General features: G+C 55.9%; 17 protein-coding genes and 1 pseudogene. 15 read left to right on the forward strand and 3 right to left on the reverse strand.

The window, feature by feature from the left end; genetic code table 11:
* Positions 1–47: 47 nt before the first annotated feature.
* A complete protein-coding gene (locus tag GS630_RS00150) occupies positions 48–1,541 on the reverse strand; it encodes a tetratricopeptide repeat protein (protein WP_171620767.1) in 1,494 nt (497 codons plus the stop codon).
* A gap of 259 nt (positions 1,542–1,800) precedes the next feature.
* Here GS630_RS00150 and GS630_RS00155 point away from each other — a divergent pair, with 259 nt between their 5' ends.
* The 3 genes and pseudogenes from GS630_RS00155 to GS630_RS22315 all read left to right on the forward strand — a co-directional run.
* A complete protein-coding gene (locus GS630_RS00155) occupies positions 1,801–2,991 on the forward strand; it encodes a phosphatase PAP2 family protein (RefSeq protein WP_171620768.1) in 1,191 nt (396 codons plus the stop codon).
* 1 nt (position 2,992) lies between these two features.
* Positions 2,993–5,149, forward strand: a complete 2,157-nt coding sequence (locus tag GS630_RS00160) for a hypothetical protein (RefSeq protein ID WP_171620769.1) — start codon at positions 2,993–2,995, stop codon at positions 5,147–5,149.
* A gap of 23 nt (positions 5,150–5,172) precedes the next feature.
* Positions 5,173–5,717 (forward strand): annotated as a pseudogene (locus tag GS630_RS22315) (transposase); the annotation flags it as partial.
* Here GS630_RS22315 and GS630_RS00170 read toward each other — a convergent pair.
* Positions 5,665–6,576, reverse strand: a complete 912-nt coding sequence (locus tag GS630_RS00170) for an amidohydrolase (RefSeq protein ID WP_171176337.1) — start codon at positions 6,574–6,576, stop codon at positions 5,665–5,667. The pseudogene GS630_RS22315 and the gene GS630_RS00170 sit on opposite strands and share 53 nt — an antisense overlap.
* The gene (locus GS630_RS00175) at positions 6,573–7,574 is read right to left on the reverse strand and encodes an ester cyclase (RefSeq protein WP_171620771.1); all 1,002 of its coding nucleotides are present in this window, start codon (positions 7,572–7,574) and stop codon (positions 6,573–6,575) included. Before GS630_RS00175 ends, GS630_RS00170 begins: the two co-directional genes overlap by 4 nt.
* 157 nt (positions 7,575–7,731) lie before the next feature.
* Between GS630_RS00175 and GS630_RS00180 the strand changes: the two genes are divergently transcribed.
* The 12 genes from GS630_RS00180 (at position 7,732) to GS630_RS00235 (ending at position 20,173) form a co-directional block, all read left to right on the forward strand.
* Positions 7,732–8,778, forward strand: coding sequence for an ABC transporter ATP-binding protein (locus GS630_RS00180; protein WP_171711805.1), 1,047 nt, complete (start codon positions 7,732–7,734; stop codon positions 8,776–8,778).
* Between the two features lie 95 nt (positions 8,779–8,873).
* Positions 8,874–10,127 (forward strand): ABC transporter substrate-binding protein, encoded by a 1,254-nt coding sequence (locus GS630_RS00185; protein ID WP_171176350.1) that lies wholly within the window; start codon positions 8,874–8,876, stop codon positions 10,125–10,127.
* Between the two features lie 67 nt (positions 10,128–10,194).
* Positions 10,195–11,226 carry a carbohydrate ABC transporter permease gene (locus GS630_RS00190; protein ID WP_171176352.1) on the forward strand — a complete coding sequence of 344 codons (1,032 nt, stop codon included), beginning with the start codon at positions 10,195–10,197 and terminating at the stop codon, positions 11,224–11,226.
* A gap of 9 nt (positions 11,227–11,235) precedes the next feature.
* Positions 11,236–12,117 carry a carbohydrate ABC transporter permease gene (locus tag GS630_RS00195; RefSeq protein WP_170575797.1) on the forward strand — a complete coding sequence of 294 codons (882 nt, stop codon included), beginning with the start codon at positions 11,236–11,238 and terminating at the stop codon, positions 12,115–12,117.
* 2 nt (positions 12,118–12,119) lie between these two features.
* The gene (locus tag GS630_RS00200; protein WP_171620772.1) at positions 12,120–13,142 is read left to right on the forward strand and encodes an ester cyclase; all 1,023 of its coding nucleotides are present in this window, start codon (positions 12,120–12,122) and stop codon (positions 13,140–13,142) included.
* A gap of 132 nt (positions 13,143–13,274) precedes the next feature.
* The gene (locus GS630_RS00205; protein ID WP_171620773.1) at positions 13,275–13,805 is read left to right on the forward strand and encodes an ester cyclase; all 531 of its coding nucleotides are present in this window, start codon (positions 13,275–13,277) and stop codon (positions 13,803–13,805) included.
* 11 nt (positions 13,806–13,816) lie between these two features.
* Positions 13,817–15,157 (forward strand): histidinol dehydrogenase, encoded by a 1,341-nt coding sequence (gene hisD, locus GS630_RS00210; RefSeq protein WP_171236289.1) that lies wholly within the window; start codon positions 13,817–13,819, stop codon positions 15,155–15,157.
* Positions 15,158–15,235: 78 nt separating this feature from the next.
* The gene (locus GS630_RS00215) at positions 15,236–16,300 is read left to right on the forward strand and encodes an ester cyclase (protein WP_245223163.1); all 1,065 of its coding nucleotides are present in this window, start codon (positions 15,236–15,238) and stop codon (positions 16,298–16,300) included.
* A 1-nt stretch (position 16,301) separates the two neighbouring features.
* Positions 16,302–17,069 (forward strand): SDR family NAD(P)-dependent oxidoreductase, encoded by a 768-nt coding sequence (locus GS630_RS00220; protein WP_171176359.1) that lies wholly within the window; start codon positions 16,302–16,304, stop codon positions 17,067–17,069.
* The gene (locus GS630_RS00225; RefSeq protein WP_171620774.1) at positions 17,069–18,088 is read left to right on the forward strand and encodes a LacI family DNA-binding transcriptional regulator; all 1,020 of its coding nucleotides are present in this window, start codon (positions 17,069–17,071) and stop codon (positions 18,086–18,088) included. The genes GS630_RS00220 and GS630_RS00225 overlap by 1 nt, the downstream gene beginning before the upstream one ends.
* Complete coding sequence (locus tag GS630_RS00230; protein ID WP_171176363.1) at positions 18,085–19,059, forward strand: ester cyclase; 975 nt, start codon at positions 18,085–18,087, stop codon at positions 19,057–19,059. Before GS630_RS00225 ends, GS630_RS00230 begins: the two co-directional genes overlap by 4 nt.
* Positions 19,060–19,210: 151 nt before the next feature.
* Positions 19,211–20,173, forward strand: coding sequence for a cupin (locus GS630_RS00235; RefSeq protein ID WP_171620775.1), 963 nt, complete (start codon positions 19,211–19,213; stop codon positions 20,171–20,173).
* The last annotated feature ends 33 nt before the right edge of the window (positions 20,174–20,206 follow it).

Below are 20,206 nucleotides of genomic sequence, written 5' to 3' on the forward strand. Positions count from 1 at the left end.
TCGGGTCCCCTGCCTCATGGCTCCTGCGAATGGCCTTGCAGGAAAAGTCAGGACAAGTCTCGGAAAACTTGAAAATCAACGCTCTCATCCCGCCTGAGCAATGAAGTGGGATACTTTCCATCCTCCACGAGTTGGTCAGGTTTGAACCCCTCTTCCTGATTGCTCAACGAAATAACGAGCTTTCGCGCCCGGTCCAAGTTTCCGTGTTTGGCGTTAAGGCCAATTGCATATCGAAGAGAAGGTTTGAAGGTTGGTCTGAAACTCAGCGAACGCTCAAAATGCCGAAGGGCAACTTGTTCCATACCCAGCGCCAAAGCAGACCCGCCTAACAGCGCTTCGGGCAAAAACTCGAGTGTTGAACCGCGTAACAGTTCTCTTGATCTTTGAGAGGACTCATAAGCTAATTCCAACTCGTGATTGTTTAGTTGTGCAGCAGCAAGTGTCCACCAGGCGAAAGGGTTTCCAGGGTTCAATTCGACGGCACGTGCAGCGTGGGACAACGCATCGTGAAATCGACCTTCAAGGTAGTTTAAACTGTTCGAAACTAACGCAAGAACAATTGAGTTGTTGGGCTCTTTCTCGAGCGCTTGGGACGCGAGTTCGCGGCTTTCTTCAAGAATATTTGCATTCCCGTTTTTGTAGCGTTCGAAGAACTGGATAACACGAACCTGCGCTCGCCAGGCAAGGTGCGTGGCGTGGGGATCATTGTCATACGCAGAGGCCAACAGGCGGTCAGCGTCATCCGCGCCCTGTTCGGTCATTGCAAACATACTTGAAATCGCCTTTGAGCTCATCAAAGGAGATCCAGCATTATTGTCGTCGCGACGCTGACTAAATCGATGTCGAATGGTCTCTGTGATTTCGAAAACCATTTGCGACATATCTTTGTTTTGTAACGGATTTTCCAGAAGGGACTTGATGATCCGATGTCCCGACCAGATTTGCAGCCCAAACGGTGCTTCGCGCAGCCTGGCGCGCATGAAAACCCAGCCATTGTCGCTCTGAACAGCGCTCAACGTCAGTTGAAACTCCGGCTCATACTGAGTTTCGGTTTCTGGTCCAATGACATTTGCACCGATAACTTGATGTAGCATTGTAGAGCATTGGTCCGCCGTCACCTCGGTGAACCAATCGGCCAAAGCGTTTGGGCCGGGCAGTGTTTCGATGGCTAAAGTGATTGTAGGTGGCTTCACCGATGGTTCAGGAGCGCTCGCCGGCCGCAATGGAACCACATTTTGATCGACTGAGCGGCTCGACCGTTCCAATGAAAGCCAGTTTTCGAATTCGGGATCACGTATATCAATCCCTTCAGCGAACTCTCCGAAATTGCTGTCATCGATCCGTATTTCGTTAAGTTTCAAAGACACTCTGAGCTTTGTCGAAGTCACAAGCGCTGCTTGAGCGCCAAGCGACTTTTTGCACTGATATACCGCCTGACGAAGACTACCTGCGCCCTGATTTTTGCCCCGGTCACTCCACAATTTGTCTTGCAGCCACACCCTTTCGCGACTTCCATTAGGAGAAGTGAGCAGCAGCAGCAAAAGGCCACAGACCTTCGCCGATCTGGGCGTAAGATCAATGCCTTGGTCGGTCTCTAACCGAAATGGGCCCGTTATATGGGCGACAATACTCACAATGCCACAGCCTCTCGAACTAAATTGCAGCACTCAGAAATCACAGCGCTTAGGATCGGCTACCGTTATTAATGCGTCAAAAATGCCACCGCGCAAGAGCTGCAGCATTGACTCACTCAATTTTGCGCTGACTGTTGTTAAGCTTAGCAGCTCAGGGGGGATTGTTATGACACGTATGACAGGGCCGGGTACCGGGCCTGGAACCGGACCGGGCACGGGCCCCGGAACCGGACCGGGTGCAGGTAGTGCTGGTGACGTTGGTCTGGCAGGCGAGGTTTTTATCAGCAGGCACGCGGGCTCACCTGCGTCCCCGCTTCTGAGCGCCGCGCTAAATACATCTCGTGACGGCTTGATTAACTATTGGACTGGTCGTGGCAGTCCGGTGACTCCGTTCCCGACTGACGCGACTTACTTGGAGCACGTCCGAAACCCAACCAAGGCGATGATCCTCGATAGCGAATTGCGCAGCCGCTTGGCTGTTCTGGGGGCGACCAACGAAGGTGGCGGCTTCACCGATGGCAAAGCCAAACTTGTGTATTTGCATGACGTTGAAGGGACCCCAAAGTCTCAGATGTTGGTCAATATCAAACGACCTAGAGAAGAGTATTTTGAAGATCAGTTGCGTTGGGTCCGTGCATATGCCGACCTGAGGGCCGACCGGATACCAGAAATTCAGGTTCAATTGAGCGATATGCTGTCTTTCTTTGGTGCACATGCATATCTGGACAACGGGCGCCGCAGTAAAACGCTTTTGTATTTGTCCGTTACACTTTCAGTCGCAATCCATGTGGCTGCATTGATGAAGTACAACCTTCGCCAAAAACGCCCAATAGACTATGCTGCTGAAGTTCAGCCAATTATTCAAACCCCTGATCATTCGACTTTTCCGGCCGGTCATTCGATCGAAGCATTTGCGGTGGCCACGGTTTTACATCGTTTCATGAAGCGCTCACTTGCTGGCGACATCGGGAAAGTAAAATTCGGGACAGAGGAAGCCCCATTACCTTTCCTGTTGGCCCATCGGATCGGAGTAAACCGAGTTGTTTCTGGGGTGCATTTCCCAATTGATTGCCGAGCAGGCGCTTATATCGGCGTCATTCTAGGAGAGTTGATCTACAATCTGGGGGCAAGTGCTTGTGAAGACGCGAACGACCCAAAAGCCGAAGCGCCGCGGAAACTCAGAGTTCAGAAATCAAATCCCAGAAGGTATTGGGGCTATTCAGACAGCACGCCGGATTTTCTTCCGAGTGAGTTTTTAGAACTGTCCCAAGAAAAAGATGTGACCGAACTAAAAGGCGGCTTCGCTCCGCTATCCATAGCGCGTCACCTTTGGAATGAAGCAAATCAGGAGTGGTGATATGGGAAAACCCACTTCATCACCTTCCAGCTTGTTGCAGCCTGACTATTCCGACCCCTACGTGGATTGGTGGGCCTTGGCAGAAGGCAGCAGGACACAACGCTCCGACGACTGCACCCGGATCGACATTCAGCCGTTAGAGCGGAACATCTTTGGCTTGCACGATAAGAAAAAGCGCAAAATTGAAGTTCCTTTACCCGAAGGCGCGACCAACACGGATTTCAGTCCCAATGCTTGGGAGTCCTGGGAAGCCAACGCGGAAGATTACCCCCATATACGCACCGATGACGTTATTCTGGGAGTGATTGATACAAGTTTTGCACTGGGCCAGAAACGGCTTCGGTTTGAGAACGGACAGTCGCGGTTGTTGGCGGCCTGGCTGCAAGGCGCAGATGCCCGCAAAAAAGGTGCGCGGCATCTTCCGTTCGGGCGCGAATTTTCAACGGTTCAGATCGAAGCAGAACTTCGCAAACACAGCGGCGGAGACTTGAAGAACCCTTTGAATCAGGAAAGCTTTAACCGTGCGACTGGGGCTGTAGACGCGGATAAGCCAAGTTGGGAAGGCGCCAAAGAACTTCAACTTTCTGCCTCTCATGGTACGCATATTCTTGATGTGGCGGGTGGAATAAACCCAGGCGCGCTGGGCGCGAGTTTGGACGATGGGCGCCCACGTTGCCATTTGGTGGCTATATCCTTGCCACCACTTTTCCTTCACGGTCACGCGGGGAACTTTCTACAATATCATGCAGTTCTGGGTTTGATCCGAATTATTCGCCTCGCTGATGCAATTTCCGCGGCCAAACACAAAGCTAAGTGTCCTGGTTTTGACGCAGATCACCAGTTTCCTGTTGTTGTGAACTTTTCATTCGGTTTTGAAGCCGGGCCGAAAGATGGTTCATTGGAGATGGAACAGGTGATCCGCAACGAAATTCGCAATAGGGCCTGTGATTTTGACGATGACGCGCCGTTGAAGAACCGCAAACGGAAATGTAGGCCACGGAAGGTGAAGACCTTCGTCAACATGCCGGCAGGGAACTCTAACCTGATGCGTGTTTCGGGGCGTGATCTGGTCAAACCGGACGGTCATGAGCCTTTCGAAGTTATTGTGCAGCCCAGCGATCATTCCTCAACCTATGTCGAGTTCTGGTCAGAACCTTTCAACAAGAGTTCTGGTTACTTGGAGCGGCTTGAACTTCAAATCGATCTTCCCGACGGCCGAAAAATTCCAATCGGTCTAAAAAACCCAGGGCGCGGAGCTCCGGAAGTGCGGCAAATAAGTTCGCCGGACAATTCAGCTCAGATCGGGCGGGTCTACTATAATCTGAACCAGTCGCCTTTGCGCGCTAAGGATCAAGTTAGATTGCGTGTTGTTGTTGCCCTTGCGCCGACTTTGGTTTTTTTCCCGATGAAAAACCAACGCCGGAACACAACGGTAAAGCTTGCCCCCGCTGGTCGTTGGAAATTTACTTTCAAAGGGATAAAAAACACTCTGCGATTTGACGCATACATTCAGGCTGATCTGTTTGGCGGTCCGTTGCCGCAAAACGCAAGGCGCGCGTATTTCGACCACAGGCTTTACCGCGACTACCTGGAAAGCGGACATGTGCGTGACAGCTATTCGTATTGCGAACCTGACAAACCGCTTGATAACGGGCCAATCAGCCGGGTGGGAACCCATAACGCGCTCGCTTCAACCCCCTATGTTTCTATGATTGGAGGGTATCGCAACTCTGACGGTCGTCCGGCGACATACTCTGCCACCGGGTATCACGCCCCGCCTGCGTTCAATAGTCAATCGGATGTTGATGTTATTTTCCCGTGCGACGACAGTGACACAAAATCAGGCATCCTGGGGGCCGGGCCTCGGGACGGCGCGGCGCTGGCGATGAACGGAACCAGCGTTGCGACGGCGCTCAGTTCGCGGATGATGATTGATTGCCTGTTGACCGACCCTGACGCTGAACTTGGGCAGCCGTGGCTTCAAACACAAGCGCGCAATTACGCGAATGAGGGTCGTCCCGAACACTACAAGCATGCTGCGCCATTGAAAGCAGGGGCTGGGCATCTGCCATATCCCGCTAGCTATTGCGACGTCGGCGCAGGAGTGGGAATGCGCGCTCGCAGAGGTGGGCGTGGCATTACCAAATTGAATTTCTAGGGTGGGTTGGTTGGAGCATTTGGATGAAGATACCAACAGATATGCCCGACCTCAAAGGCTTCCGTTTTCCACGCGCTTTGATCGCGTATGTGATCTGGGCGTATCATCGGTTTTCTTTTAGTACGGCTGACGTTGAAGACCTGCATGCCGAACGCCGTGTGGCCGCCAGTCGGGAAACCGTTCGGCTTTGGGTGAACCGGTTTGGCCGCCCTTTTGCGAGTTGCATCAAACGTGACCGTCCCGGGCATAGTGACAAGTGGCATCTGGATATGGCAACACGCTTGATCTTCTGGTCCAGAAGCAGCGCAATGCAAAGGCAGCCAGGCGATTTCTACAGCGTTTCAAAAGTGCATATGAAGACCCGCTTGTTGTCATATCGGACAAGTTGCGCGGCTATTTCGAGCCGGTAAAGAGTCTTGCGCCGTCAGCCAAATACCGATCCCACAAAGTGTTGAGCAACCGTGCAGAACAAACGCATCTAACTGGCCGAAAACGACAGAAGATCGTGGGACGGTTCAAGTTACCGTCGCAAGCTCAGAGATTTCTGGCAGCTCAAGATCATAGAAACGCGCAGCGGTCTGACTGAACACTGCCGAGTGCACCTCAGCGGGCACCAGATCGTGGTAAGCCTGCATCAGAGAGGCGTAGTCACCGTAGAGCTTGTCGACCGGGAAGTTTGAACCGAACATGACTCGATTCGCTCCGAACTGGGCAAGGCACTCATCCACAATTGGGCGTACGCTTTCCGCGGTCCATTTGTGGTCGAACATGCCCAGGCCAGACAATTTACATGAGACATGCGGCAGATCAGACAGCGCATGCAGTCTCTGAGCCCAGTCGTTCAGGCCTGCCGCGCTGCGATCATGCGGTGAGCCTGCGTGACACAGCGCGATCCGCGTGTTCGGCGCCCGTGCTAGAATTCGAGCGGTTTTTTCGATCAGTTCAGGGATGAGTTGCAGATCAAAGCTGAGACCCCGCCGCCCTGCTTCCTGCAAGCCGATCAGAAAACGTGGGTCGTCGAGTAGGGTATTGGTGCCTGTCTGCGCGTCCTCTCCGGGTGCGCGGCCAACGATCTGGCGCACGCCGCGAACAGTCGGGAGGGTCTGAAACCTGTCGAGTTGGGCGGGCAGGTCGGTTGAGGTCAGGTCACAAAACACAACCTGCGCCATCGGCCAATCTGGATTGGCATCGGCAACGGATTGGACCCACCGAGCTTCGTCCAGACCGTTTTCGGCCCCAACTTGAATATGGACCGAAGCGCGGACACTGCTGGGTGCGGCCTCGGACCGGAATTCATCTAGCAGGTAGTCCCGCTGGATTGGCGTCGGGTCGCCAAAGAACCTATCCACACCGCGCGCCATCAGCCAAGGGTAGTGCACTGTCTCAAGGTCCCATAGGTGGTGATGCGCGTCGACACAGCCAATCATGTCCGTGGTACCTTCGCCATACGGGCCAGAATATCGACCCCCTGTTGTTTCCAGAAATGCAGCAGGTCGATGAAAATCCAATTCTCGGCCAGTTTGTCACCGTCGCGTCGATATATGTCGATAACTCGGAATTCACCGGCCTTGTCGGTGGCGGGCATGCCCATGAACCCGCCGGTGGGTCGCGCCGTGAAATTCGGCCAGCCGAAAAAACCACCATAGTGACCCTCAGCCATGCGGCAGATATGTTTGGTCTTTGAGCGGTCCGTGAAGGATGCGCGAAACGGGCCCGAGTGCTGCTTTGCATAGCGCTCGATCGTATAAGTCGCACCGATCCCGGCAGGACCCCACCAGATCATGTCTTCGCACCATGTCTGGTGCAATTCGTCCACAAGGCTCAGGCCGCTGTTCCATTGGCCCAGATCGGAAATCATGGCATTAATCGTGCCGAGCGTTTTCTTGCCCTCTTCGGCGGGCTGCGGGCCAAACATCAGCCCGTCATGCGTCATCGGTCCGGGTTGAACAAGATGGGCTGCGGTCTGTGGTGGGAAGGGCTGAAGCCCGGCCTGCATCATGAGGTGAGGGATGTCGAAATACATCGCCGTCTCGCTGATTTTGCCATTATCTACCTTGTTGAATTCGCAGTAGCGCAGAAACGCCATCTTGCCTGTTGGGGCGATACCCAGCCACTCATTGTTAAAAAGGCCCATGAGGTGACCCATCGACACGACCCAGATAGAGCTGAACCCGTCGATCTCGTTTTTACCGGCCATGAACACGTCCATCCGACGTTGCAGGTGCTCTAGGCTGTGCTTCAGAGGGTGCCAGAATTTCTGGGCCACATCTTCAGAGCCGTGCAGTTCATCAAACGGATGGAATCCGCGCCACAGGTAGTCTTTCGCGCAGTAGTTAGACATCGTGTCAGTGACATCCGCTTCATCTGCGTTGCCTAGCGCCTCGTAGTACTCAAGAACGATCGTTTTTTCGGCATCGTAAGACATTATCAATTTCTTTCAGTGCTTTAACTGTTGCAACAGAACAGTTTATGGGGGGCAAATTCGCTTTTGCATGCGCATGCAAAAAAAGCTTGCCAGATGTTTCTTTTGTTGTCTATGCTTTTTGCAAACGTATGCATTACGACCCGCAGGGAGGGACTCAATGGCCGAGATTCAACTTCGCAACGTTGGCAAGCGTTGGGGTTCGTTTGTCGGGGTCGACAATTTCGATCTAACGATTTCCGACAAAGAGTTTCTGGTTCTTCTCGGCCCATCAGGCTGTGGCAAAACGACGACCATGCGCATGATCGCCGGACTAGAGGACGCCAGTGAAGGTGACATTCTGATTGACGGTACCCGGGTCAACGATATGGAGCCCAAGGATCGTGACGTCGCGATGGTGTTCCAGTCGTACGCTCTGTATCCGAACATGAACGTCTACGAAAATATCCGGTTCCCGCTGAAAGTCCGCGGCATCGACCCGTCTACGCATGACGAAAAAGTGCGTCGCGCATCCGCCATGGTCGAACTGGACGACTTCCTGCATCGCAAGCCAGCAGAATTGTCGGGAGGTCAGCGCCAGCGTGTTGCGCTTGCCCGTGCCATTGTTCGCGAACCCAATGTGTTCCTAATGGACGAACCGCTGTCCAACCTTGATGCCAAGCTACGCGTGTCCACTCGGGCACAGATCAAAAACCTAAGCCACGAATTGGCGGTGACCACAATTTACGTCACCCACGACCAGATCGAAGCGATGACGCTTGCCGATCGCGTGGTTGTCATGAAACAAGGCGTCGTGCAGCAAGTGGGTAGCCCGACCGAAATTTACGACACCCCGGCCAATACCTTTGTGGCCAGTTTTATCGGCAACCCGGCCATGAACCTGATGGAAGGCCAAGTCCGCAACGGCACGTTTCTAGCCGACCACGTGGAAATCGCGAATATCAACGCACCTGACGGTCCTCTTACGCTCGGCTTCCGTGCGGAAGACGCCACGCTTGCCGAAGACGGGCGGGGGCAAATCAATGCTCCGATCTATACCCAGGAGTTGCTGGGCGACGCGACGATGATCTCGGTCCGCGTTGGTGGAGCGCTGGTGTCCGTGAAGGCCAACAAGAATTTTCGGGCTGAAATTGACGACATGGTGTCGATCTCGGTGCCGGTCGAAATCTGTCATCTGTTTGACGGCCAAACCGGCGAACGGATCTGAAAGTAGCCCCGCAAATCACCGGGGATCAGCCCCGGGGCCCGAACTTTGTGCGCGACAGGGGCGCGCACGACACTTCAGAGAAACAGGGAGATGAGATGTTTCTGAGAAAGCTAGCTACCGTAACCACTTTCGTCGGATTGATGGGTTCGGCTGCGTATGCGGCGAACTGCGGTCCCGAAGGTCAATCCATCCGAATTCTGGCCAGTGACTTCCCGGCCATCCACGCCGTTGCAGGCACCGCCGAGGAAAATTGCGCAGGTGGCGCGTCTGAGTTTTCGACAAACCACACAACCGAGGCGCGCCAGATCATGAACGCGGCCCTGACGCCGAACCCGTCTGAATACACATCGGTTATTCTGGCCAACTCGACGCTGACTCAGCTGATGAATGACGGCCTTGTGCGTCCGCTGAATGATCTGGTTGAAAAATACGGCGAAAACATCTCGCCGAACTTGCTGATCACCATCGATGGCAATGTCATGGCTGTGGCCTTTATGGCCAACTCGCAGCATCTGTTCTCGCGGACCGACATTCTCGAGCAGGCCGGCTTTGAGGGTATTCCAGCGACTTATGAGGAAGTCCTTGAGGCCGCCGAGATGATCCGTGCCGCCGGTATCATGGAACATCCGATCGTGATGAACCTGAGCGCCGGTGACGGTGGCTGGAACCTCGCCGAGGTGTTCAACATGATCTACCTTGGCCATGGTGGAGAGTTCTTTGAACCGGGCACTGCCGAGCCTGCGATCAACAACGAAAAAGGTCTGGCTACGCTTGAAGTTATGAAGGCGCTTGCTGGATATGCGCATCCCGACCACCTGACCCATGCCTCGAACGAAACCCAAGGCCTGTGGGAAGCTGGTCAGGCCGCACTTGGTGTCATGTGGGGCTCGCGCGGTGCGCCGATCCTGGATGACGAGGGTTCCTCGGAAGAAGTGACGTCGAACACGGTTCTGTCCGCGGCGCCGACCGTTGGCGGTGGTTCGATCCCGGCTGCAACGCTGTGGTGGGACGGAATCTCGATCGCGTCCAACGTATCAGACGAAGAAGCTGAAGCCACCTTTGCGGCATTGGTCAGCGCTCTGACACCGGAGATGGTGGCGGCAAACAACGATGATGCCGTCTGGCTGCTGAATGGCTATCAGCCTGGCCCAGCCGCTGCTGGTGTTTCGGCGACGGCGCAGGGCGGTGCCAAACCGTATCCGATGATCCCGCAGATCGGCATTCTGCATGCCGCGCTTGGCAAGGAATTGTCTGACTTCCTGAAGGGCGACGAGTCCGCTGAACAGGCGCTCGCTGATGTTGAGGCGTCTTACCGGACGTCCGCCAAAGAGGCTGGCTTCCTCCAGTAAATCTCCCCGACTTGAGGGGGCTGTCGCGGCCCCCTCTCTTTCTCGAATTTGAATCGGGACGCATGTCATGAAACACCGCACCTTCTTCTGGTTTGTTCTGCCGACATTGTCAGCGATGATTTTGTTCATCGCGCTGCCGATCGTGTCGGTGTTTATCCAGTCGCTTTTTGTCGAACACGAACAGGTTCTGGTCGTCTCGGAAAGTTGCGGTCCGTTTGGTTGCAACCCGACAACGACAGTCGATATCGAAGCGACCGAGAAGCTGCGGGAAGAACAACCGCTGGGCCGTTTCAACGGTCTGGGCACGTATTTCGACAGGTCACACCTGGCCCTCGCCGACATTGGGGAGGCATGGGCAACTTCAGAAAGCCTGGGTGAGTTCTGGTCGAAGGTTTACAACCTGCCATTTTACAACGCTCTGACCTTCACGCTGGCCTATACCTTCATTGTGACGCCTCTGGTCTTGGTGTTGGGTCTGGCGATTGCGGTTGGGGTCAACAACCTGCCACGCGCGTTGAAGGGCCTTGCGATCTTCATTTCCCTTTTGCCATTCCTCGTAACCCCACTGGTTGGTTCCTTGATCCTGTTCTGGATGGTCGACGGTGACGGGGTGATCGGAGCAACAATTCAACGGCTTTTCAATGATCCAACCCTAAGCCTGAAGGCGTCCACGCCGCTGATGTGGATCATGTTGATGGTTTACGGTGTCTGGCACACCCTGCCGTTCAGCTTCATTACATTCTATGCCGGGCTTCAGACCGTGCCCGAAGACACGATGGAAGCCGCGCAGATCGACGGTGCCAGCAAATGGCAAAGCATGATCCATGTGGTCGTGCCGCATCTGATGCCGTTGGTTTCGTTTGTGACCCTTATGATGATCATGGACAACTTGCGTGTCTTTGAACCCATCGTCAGCTTCAAAGCCGAGGCCCATGCGCGCTCGCTGAGCTGGATTATCTTCAACGACCTGCGCGAAAGTGGCAATCCGCTTTATGCCTCGGCTGGAGCGACCTCGCTGATCACCATCATCATCGTTGTCATTCTGATGATGCCGGTACTGGTGCGCACTTGGCGCGACTTCACCCGTAAATCTCACTGAGGACACGACATGGCGACCAAAGCACAATCCCGCATGACCCCGCTAAAGCTGTTCTCTTTTGGCTTTGTGGCCCTTTGGCTGATCATTGCTGCGTTTCCCTTTTTCTGGACCTTTTGGGGCAGCTTCAAGGTGCAAGCTGACTTCCTGTCCAAGGCCGATTGGATGAATGCACTGCGCGGCACTAACACGATCGAGCAAACCGGCAGCGCATTTACCGGTGCGGGTTACTATGGCGCGTGGATTGAAGAAGACTTCTGGTTCAACTTCAAGAACACCGGCATCGTGGTGTTTTTCACAGTAGTCATCTCGCTAACCTTCGGAACATTGGGCGGTTACGCGTTGGCCCGTTCCGGCTTTCGCTATGCATTCTGGATCCTTATGGCCGCGCTGGTGTTCCGCGCTATGCCGCACATCACGCTGGTCTCTGGTTACCTGCTGTGGTTCTTCGAGTGGAACGTCTGGGGCATTCTGCCAACGACCATCATTGTGCTTGTGGCAATCAATCAGCCTTTCACGCTGTGGATGCTGCATTCATTCTTCAAGAACATCCCGAAAGACATGGACGAAAGTGCCATGGTCGATGGCTGCACCCGGTTCCAGGCCTTCCGGCACGTGATCGTCCCGGTCATGTGGCCCGGCGTGATCACCACTGGCCTGTTCAGTTTCCTGCTGGCCTATAACGACTTTACCGTCGCGGTGATGCTGCTGAGCGAAGAGAATGAAACCATCATACCTGCGATCAACAGTTTCATGGGCACCACTCAGGTTGAAGGCAAGGTCATGTATGCGGTCGCCGCCGTGGTTTCGGCGACTGCCCCGCTGTTCGTCCTGATCCTGTTCTTCCAGCGCCAGATCGTCAGCGGTTTGACCGCCGGAGCCGTAAAGGGCTGATCATGGAGACGATTCACGATCAGAACAAGGTCCTCTTACAGCCATTGCGGGCTGCGTTTAGGGCCGGCGATCCGCAAAGGATGCAGCAGGAAATCCTGCGGATTTTCGCGCCTAACGCGAGGATCCGACTTGGCTACCCGTTCAACGAAATAACAGGCCCTCAGGAACTGTGGAGCCGTGTTTATCGCCCGCTTCTGGTTGCTATGCCCGATCTGGAACGCCGAGATTTCATTGTCATGGCAGGCCCGCGTTGGGGTGGCTCCGCCGGTGGTAGCTGGGTCGGCTTGGGCGGTAACTTTGTTGGCACGTTGCACGCGAAATGGCTGGGTATCCCAGCGACTGGCCAGCCTGTTTTCATGCGCTACCACGAATATCTGCGCGTCGAAGACGGGCAAGTCGTCGAGATGGAAGGTCTATGGGACATTCCTCAAGTTATGCTTCAGGCTGGCGTTTGGCCCATGGCTCCACAGTTGGGTGTCGAATGGATGTGCCCCGGACCGGCGGATGGGCAGGGCGTGGTGACTGCGCCAAATGACAAGGCGATGACTGATGCGTCAGTACACCTCGTTTGGGACATGCTGCATGACCTGAAGCAAGGCGATGCGACGTCCCCGGGTCGTGGTCTTGGTGGGTATTGGAGCGACAATGCCTATTGGTTTGGCCCAACCGGGTTGGGCACAGCACGCGGTCACGCAGGAATTCGGAACAGAATCTTTAGAGGCTTTCGGCAGGGACTGTCAGACAATACGCGCCATTTAGAAGATGGGGTGTTTTTCGGTGACCGCAATCTGGTGGCCTTCACCGGTTGGCCATCTGGCACCGCCACTCACTCCGGAGACGGGTTCCTCGGGCTTGCCCCGACGGGTCGTCGGGTCACGCCATGCAGTCTGGATTTCTGGCGCATCGAGAATGATCTGGTTCAAGAATGTTGGGTCATGGTCGATATGATTGATCTTTACCGACAGCTGGGTGTGGACGTGTTCGCCCGTATGGCCGCCCTAAGCGATATGAAGGAAGCGGCATGAGCTCGGTTGCAAGAAATAGTTTTGTTGCGCGTCACCCAGCGCTCAACCGGATGCCGAGGGATTTTTTGTCGGCGCGCTAACCGCGCGGTTCACATCAGAAGATTCCTCACGCACCTAAAAAGGAAGAGACACATGAAGTGCTCCCGCCCCGAACAGGCCGTGCTGACCAAAGACACGGACATGAGCAAAACCGACGAGACCCGCGCCGTGATCGAGGGGATGGTCGATGGTTTGAACGACCACCGCATCGACGATATAGGCGAGTTCTTTTCGGAAGGGTTCCGCTGGCTGGGCAACCAGGGCTGCGGCACCAAAACCGGGTTGAAAGAGTTTCAGGAAAACTGGCAACGCCCGTTTCAGGCGGCGTTCTCAGACAAGACCTGCATCGACGAGGCCCGGCTTTACATGGGCGAATGGGCTGCGGCCTTCGGCCGACAGGAGGCGACGCATTCGGGCGAATTTCTGGGCATCGCCCCGACCGGCAAGCGGGTCGAAATCCGATACATGGATTTCTGGAAAGTCGTCGACGGCAAAATCGTCGACAACTGGGTGAACGTCGATTTTGCCCATGTCGCCGCACAGCTTGGCGTTGATCTGTTCAATGGTGAAGGCTGGGAAACATTTGACCGGGGAGAGAAAACTCCGCCCCGCCCCGACAATTGAGGATTAGGACAATGGCAATCGAATATCTGAAACGCGGCAAACCCGAGGCCGACCGGGCCGAAGACGATGCCAAGACCCGTACCGTCGTCGAGGCGACGCTGAAAGATATCGAAATCCGCGGTGACATCGCAGTGCGCGAGTTGTCGGAGAAATTCGACAACTACTCGCCTGAGAGTTTCCGCCTGAGCCAACGGCAGATCGACGACCTGATCGCGTCGTTGACTGAACGCGAGCTGGCCGACATCAAGTTCGCTCAGAAGCAGGTGATTAACTTCGCTCAGGCGCAACGCGACTCGATGTTGGATATCGAGCTTGAAACTCTGCCCGGTGTGATCCTGGGTCACAAGAATATCCCGGTGCAGTCCGTGGGCTGCTACGTGCCGGGCGGCAAGTTCCCGATGGTTGCCTCGGCGCATATGTCAGTGGCAACGGCGAAGGTTGCGGGCGTTCCCAGGATTATCGCATGCACACCACCTTTTCAGGGTAAACCAAACGCGGCGGTGATCGCGGCCATGCATCTGGGCGGCGCGCATGAAATCTATGTCATGGGCGGTATTCAGGCGATTGGCGCAATGGCGATAGGGACCCAGACCATCGACCCTGTTCACATGCTGGTGGGACCAGGTAATGCCTTTGTGGCCGAAGCCAAGCGCCAGTTGTTTGGCCGCGTCGGCATTGACCTTTTCGCGGGTCCGACAGAGACAATGGTCATCGCCGATGAAACCGCAGCCGATGCCGAGCTCTGTGCGACTGATCTGCTTGGACAGGCCGAACATGGTTATAACAGCCCATGTGTCCTGATCACCAACTCGCGCAAGCTGGCTGAGGAAACACTCGTCGAAATCGACCGTATCCTCGGTATCCTACCCACCGCCAGCACAGCCAAAGTCAGTTGGGAGGAATATGGCGAGATCATCGTCTGCGATACCTATGAGGAAATGCTGCAATTGGCGGATGACATCGCGTCCGAGCACGTTCAGGTGATGACAGACCGCGACGATTGGTTCCTGGAAAACATGACCTGCTACGGCGCGTTGTTCCTTGGGCCACGCACCAACGTGGCCAACGGCGACAAGGTGATCGGCACCAACCACACCCTGCCAACCAAAAAAGCCGGTCGCTATACAGGTGGGCTCTGGGTCGGCAAGTTCATGAAAACGCACAGCTATCAGAAAGTCATCACTGACGAGGCTGCGGCGATGATCGGCGAATACGGCTCGCGCCTGTGTATGCTGGAGGGCTTTGTTGGCCATGCCGAGCAATGCAACATCCGAGTTCGCCGTTATGGGGGCATTAACGTGCCCTACGGTGAAGGCGCGGCTTATCGCGAGGCCGCCGAGGCGTCTTCGTGACCGCCAGGTAACCGCCACAGAACATGCGCCCGGGATCGACCAGGCGTTACGGATTTTGAAAGAGAAGCAGATAACACAATGCGAGATGTCGCAATGGACACACATTCTACTCACAAGGCTCTGATCGCGCCCTTGCGCGAAGCCATGTACAACTTTGACGAAACCGGCGTTCGGGCCGCTTTGGGCGCTGTGGTTGCGCCTGACGCCGTCATCCACATGCCGCATCCGTTCGGTGACCTGACCGGCCCGCAGGAGCTCTACGATACCTGCTATGCGCCGCTGCTGACATCCATGCCTGATCTGGAACGTCGCGACTGGATCGTGATGGGTGGACCCACGGAACATGGCAATGATTGGATCGGCTGTGGTGGCCACTACGTTGGTACTTTCGTTGCCCCCTGGCTGGACATCCCACCGACCGGGCACCTGACCCATATGCGGTTCCACGAATTCTACCGCTTCGAAAATGGCAAGGTTGTCGAGATCCAGACGCTTTGGGACATTCCCGAAGTGATGATGCAGGCGAAGGCCTGGCCGATGGCCCCATCACTGGGATTGGAGTTCTGCATTCCCGGCCCGGTGACACTGGACGGGATCGTGCCCGGACCGTGGGATGAGGCGACATCACAGGCCTCGTGCAACCATATCGTCGACATGCTGAACCACCTGAAGAAACACCCCAGTCAGGGTGGGCCCGAAGTAATGGAGATGGAAAAGTTCTGGCACCCGCGCATGAACTGGTATGGCCCTGCCGGGATCGGAACCGGGCGCGGCATCTCGGGCTTCCGCAACTGGCACCAGATACCCTTTCTGAACGGCATGCCCGACCGCGGTAAATTCGTTGATGAAATCACCTATCACTTCTTTGGCGATGGCGACTATGCAGCTGTGACCGGCTGGCCCGACATGATCCAGACTGTCACCCACGATGGCTGGATGGGCATTGCACCCTCTGGCAAGCGGATCACCATGCGTAGCCTTGATTTCTGGCGGCTCGAAGGTGGTTTGATCCGCGAGAACTGGGTCATGGTCGATCTGCTGGACGCATACCGCCAACTGGGCGTAGATGTCTTTGCCCGCCTGCGTGAGTTCAACAAGGCACGCGTTCCGGGCACAATTGCGTTCCCGGTCGGCGAGGTCTGATATGCCCCAATTCCCCAGCACTCCCAGTTTCAAACTACGCGGCAAGCGCGCGCTGGTTGCCGGAGCCTCGTCCGGCATCGGCATGGCCTGCGCTGTGGCGCTGGCGGAACATGGTGCTGAGGTCACTCTGGCGGCGCGCCGTACTGGCGCGCTGCAGCAAATTGCAAAGGACATGTCGGCTCGGGGGTGGTTGGCAGAGGTTCTGGAACTGGATGTGTCGGACGTGGCAGCAACTTCTGAAGCCGTGGCGCAGAGCGGGCCCTTTGATATTCTGCTGAACTCGGCCGGGCTTGCCCGCCATAGCAAGGCCGTGGACACGCAGCCGGAAGATTTTGATGCCGTGATGGGCGTCAATGTCAAAGGTGCCTATTTCCTGACCCAGGCCGTCGCCAAGGGCCTGCTCGATGCTGGCCGCTCCGGTTCGTTGATCAATATCTCCAGTCAGATGGGCCATGTCGGCGGCCGCGAACGCGCCGTTTACTGCGCGTCGAAATTCGCCGTTGAAGGGTTCTCCAAGGCGATGGCGTTAGAGTTCGGGCCCGCGAAAATCCGGGTCAACACGATCTGCCCAACTTTTATCCTGACGGACCTGACGCGCGCGACCTTCGATGACCCGGACAAACGCGCCTGGATTTTGGACAAGATCAAACTGGGTCGCCCCGGTGAAATCGAAGACATCATGGGGGCTGTGGTCTATCTCGCTTCAGACGCCTCAGCGCTTGTGACCGGGACTGCGATGATGATTGACGGTGGGTGGACAGCAGACTGATGCCTGGGCAAAAGATCACATCCTTGGACGTTGCCCGTTTGGCTGGGGTCAGTCAATCTGCGGTCAGCCGGGTGTTTACGCCCGGCGCATCCGCGTCGAAGAAAACAGCTGAGAAAGTGCGCAAGGCGGCGGACGAGCTGGGGTACCGACCCAACGTACTGGCCCGCGCAGTTGTTTCTGGAAAAAGCCGGATCATTGGTTTGGTCGTGGCGTATCTGAACAACCAGTTCTACCCCGAAGCCCTGGAAAAGCTGACGAACGCGCTGCAGGAACGTGGCTATCACGTGCTGGTCTTTATGGCATCGAACTCGGCGCAGAACATCGACAAGGTGGTCGAGGAAATCCTTGATTTCCAAGTGGATGGGATCATTGCCGCGTCGGTTGCATTGTCGTCTGATCTGTCTGATCGGTGTCAGGCAGCCGGTATTCCGGTGGTGCTGTTCAACCGGGCTCAGGACGATCCGGGGATGTCAGCGGTTTCGTCTGACAATATTGCCGGAGGCCGTAAGGTGGCTGATTTTCTTCTGGCAGGCGGTCATAAGAAAATCGGGTACATTGCGGGCTGGGAAGGGGCCTCGACCCAACGGGACCGCGAAGCAGGATTTTTAGCTGCGTTGAACAAAGCGGGCGTCGCGTTGTACGCGCGCGGGGTTGGTGACTTTTCCAGCGAAAAGTCGCGCGAGGCGACCCTCGAGATGTTTGCCTCTGATCCGCCTGACGCCGTGTTTGTCGCCAATGATCATATGGCGATTGCGGTAATGGATACTCTGAGGTTTGAGTTGGGGCTGCACGTGCCCAATGATGTTTCTGTCGTTGGATATGATGACGTGGCCGTGGCTGCATGGCCCACCTATGACCTGACCACTGTGAGGCAACCCGCCAACCGTATGGTCGCCGAAACCGTGGACATTTTACTGAGCAAAATCGAAGGCCCGGACGTCGGTCCGCGCCGGTTAGAGATTGACGGACCGCTAATTGTTCGCGGCTCTGCCCGCATACCTGAAGGATGGAAGACATGAAGGGATTTGATCCCAAATTCAAAGATTTTCCCGACTATATCATCGGCATCACCAAAGAGATTTGGGAAGATCGCGGCATTGCCACTTTGCACCACTATTATGCGCCGGACATTGTGGTGCGTTCGCCCGCTTCGGTTGTGGTTGGCAATCAAGGGGTTATCGCCGCCACGATGGCGACCCTTGCCGAGTTTCCGGATCGTACATTGCTCGGCGAGGATGTGATCTGGTCGGGCACACCGGAAGAGGGCATGCTGTCGTCGCACCGGCTGCTGTCCACGGCAACACATTTGGGCGACGGCGTTTATGGCAATGCAACCGCTAAAAAGCTGGTTTATCGCATTCTCGCCGACTGCCACGCTATCAACAACCAGATCAACGACGAATGGCTGATCCGCGACCAGAGCGCGATCGTCCAGCAGATGGGTTGGGATCCCAAGGAATATGCCCGCGACCTGATCGCACGCGAAGGCGGACCCGACGCCTGTGTTCAGCCCTACACGCCCGCAAACGATCAGCCCGGTCCTTATAAAGGCCATGGCAACGATAATGAGTGGGGCCAGAAATACTCTGAGATCCTGACCCGGATCATGAATGCCGATATGGGTGTAATCCAGGCAGAGTATGATCGCGCGGTCCTTTCGGAATATCCCGGCGGTACCACGGGGCATAGTTGGGGGCCAGTGGATCGGTTCTGGATGGGCCTGCGCGCCTCTTTCCCAAATGCAGAATTCAAAGTTCAGCACCAGATTGGCCGCGACGATCCGATGATGCCGCCGCGTGCCGCGATCCGTTGGACGCTGCACGGCAAGCATGACGGTTGGGGCGTCTTTGGTGTGCCGACCGGGGCCGAGGTTTTTGTGCTGGGTATCAGCCAGGCCGAGTTCGGTCCCTGGGGTTTGCGCAAGGAATATACCCTGTTTGACGAAACCTCGATCTGGAAACAGATTCTGCTGAAAACCGGCGATCTCTAGAATGCCGCACCGTATCTCAAATCTGGATACCGGGCAGGCGTTACGGCGGTTCCACGCCCATCGCGCCAGCCTGCGCGCCCGGCGGCTGAACAATCGCCCGCCGGGAGGTTTGGTTTGATCCGATCAAACGCAAATCAAAAGGAAAAAAGATATGAGTACAATTCAAAGCCGCATCGTCCGTTATGGCGAGCTGAAACCTTGTAAGACCGCGTTCATCGATGCGCACACGCCAGGCTCGGACCAGAAAGAGAATTTTACCATCATCGGCGGCGGCGTCAGCGAAAGCCCCGATCAGCATGTCCACATCACCGACAAGATCGGGTTCAACATCGGTGCAGCGGGACAACCTCCGAAATGCCGCAACTCGCTGCACAGCCACACCACAGCCGAGGTCTTCTTTGTTGCGAAAGGCCGCTGGCGGTTCTTCTGGGGTCGATACGGGACCGCAGGAGAGTTTATCGCCGAGGAAGGCGATATCTTCAACATCCCGACCGGCATCTTCCGTGGGTTCGAGAATGTCGGCCAGGACTATGGCATGATCATGTCGATGCTGGGCGGCGATGACGCAGGTGGCGGTGTGACCTGGGCTCCGCAAGTTATTCAGGACGCGCAGGCCCATGGCTTGGTTCTAGGCAATAACGGGGTGCTCTATGACAGCAAAAAGGGCGAGGAGTTGCCGCACAACGTGCAGCCCATGCCCTTGTTAACCGAGGAAGAGATTAAAGCGTACCCCGAGGTTCCCGTTGATGCGGTGATCGGCAAATATGTCGCCCGGTACTGGGACTTGATGGCGTTGGCGGCGGACAAGCCGGCGGTCGTGATTGGCGAAAATGGTCTGATCAAGGACAAGCCCGGCTTCGAGGTGGATTTCCTGACACGCGGTTCCGCCGTTGGTAAACAGGTCATGGCGAATAAACCTGTGGTTCTGATGCCGGCCAGCGGTCATTGGCGCATCAAAATCAATGAGGTCGAAACCACCCTGTCCAACGGTGATACCGCGCTGGTTCTGCCCGGTGAAAGCTACAGCGCCGAGCCGTCGATGACCGGCGAAGCGGGTCTGTACCGTATCACTGCCACCGACGATCCGGCTGGCGCAACCTGGACAGGGGCATAACGCCAAAATTGCGTCTCCCGAAATAAATCGGGA

Origin of the sequence: Ruegeria sp. HKCCD7303, assembly GCF_013111185.1 — a bacterium.
In the GTDB taxonomy this organism is placed as follows: domain Bacteria; phylum Pseudomonadota; class Alphaproteobacteria; order Rhodobacterales; family Rhodobacteraceae; genus Ruegeria.

What these genes read in the sequence shown, in the direction of transcription:
- GS630_RS00195 (WP_170575797.1), top strand. Translation starts at nt 11,236, where the DNA reads ATGGCGACCAAAGCACAATCCCGCATGACCCCGCTAAAGCTGTTCTCT.
- GS630_RS00175 (WP_171620771.1), bottom strand. Translation starts at nt 7,574, where the DNA reads ATGTCTTACGATGCCGAAAAAACGATCGTTCTTGAGTACTACGAGGCG.
- GS630_RS00185 (WP_171176350.1), top strand. Translation starts at nt 8,874, where the DNA reads ATGTTTCTGAGAAAGCTAGCTACCGTAACCACTTTCGTCGGATTGATG.
- hisD (WP_171236289.1), top strand. Translation starts at nt 13,817, where the DNA reads ATGGCAATCGAATATCTGAAACGCGGCAAACCCGAGGCCGACCGGGCC.
- GS630_RS00170 (WP_171176337.1), bottom strand. Translation starts at nt 6,576, where the DNA reads ATGATTGGCTGTGTCGACGCGCATCACCACCTATGGGACCTTGAGACA.
- GS630_RS00190 (WP_171176352.1), top strand. Translation starts at nt 10,195, where the DNA reads ATGAAACACCGCACCTTCTTCTGGTTTGTTCTGCCGACATTGTCAGCG.
- GS630_RS00220 (WP_171176359.1), top strand. Translation starts at nt 16,302, where the DNA reads ATGCCCCAATTCCCCAGCACTCCCAGTTTCAAACTACGCGGCAAGCGC.
- GS630_RS00235 (WP_171620775.1), top strand. Translation starts at nt 19,211, where the DNA reads ATGAGTACAATTCAAAGCCGCATCGTCCGTTATGGCGAGCTGAAACCT.
- GS630_RS00155 (WP_171620768.1), top strand. Translation starts at nt 1,801, where the DNA reads ATGACACGTATGACAGGGCCGGGTACCGGGCCTGGAACCGGACCGGGC.
- GS630_RS00225 (WP_171620774.1), top strand. Translation starts at nt 17,069, where the DNA reads ATGCCTGGGCAAAAGATCACATCCTTGGACGTTGCCCGTTTGGCTGGG.
- GS630_RS00180 (WP_171711805.1), top strand. Translation starts at nt 7,732, where the DNA reads ATGGCCGAGATTCAACTTCGCAACGTTGGCAAGCGTTGGGGTTCGTTT.
- GS630_RS00230 (WP_171176363.1), top strand. Translation starts at nt 18,085, where the DNA reads ATGAAGGGATTTGATCCCAAATTCAAAGATTTTCCCGACTATATCATC.
- GS630_RS00215 (WP_245223163.1), top strand. Translation starts at nt 15,236, where the DNA reads ATGCGAGATGTCGCAATGGACACACATTCTACTCACAAGGCTCTGATC.
- GS630_RS00205 (WP_171620773.1), top strand. Translation starts at nt 13,275, where the DNA reads ATGAAGTGCTCCCGCCCCGAACAGGCCGTGCTGACCAAAGACACGGAC.
- GS630_RS00160 (WP_171620769.1), top strand. Translation starts at nt 2,993, where the DNA reads ATGGGAAAACCCACTTCATCACCTTCCAGCTTGTTGCAGCCTGACTAT.
- GS630_RS00200 (WP_171620772.1), top strand. Translation starts at nt 12,120, where the DNA reads ATGGAGACGATTCACGATCAGAACAAGGTCCTCTTACAGCCATTGCGG.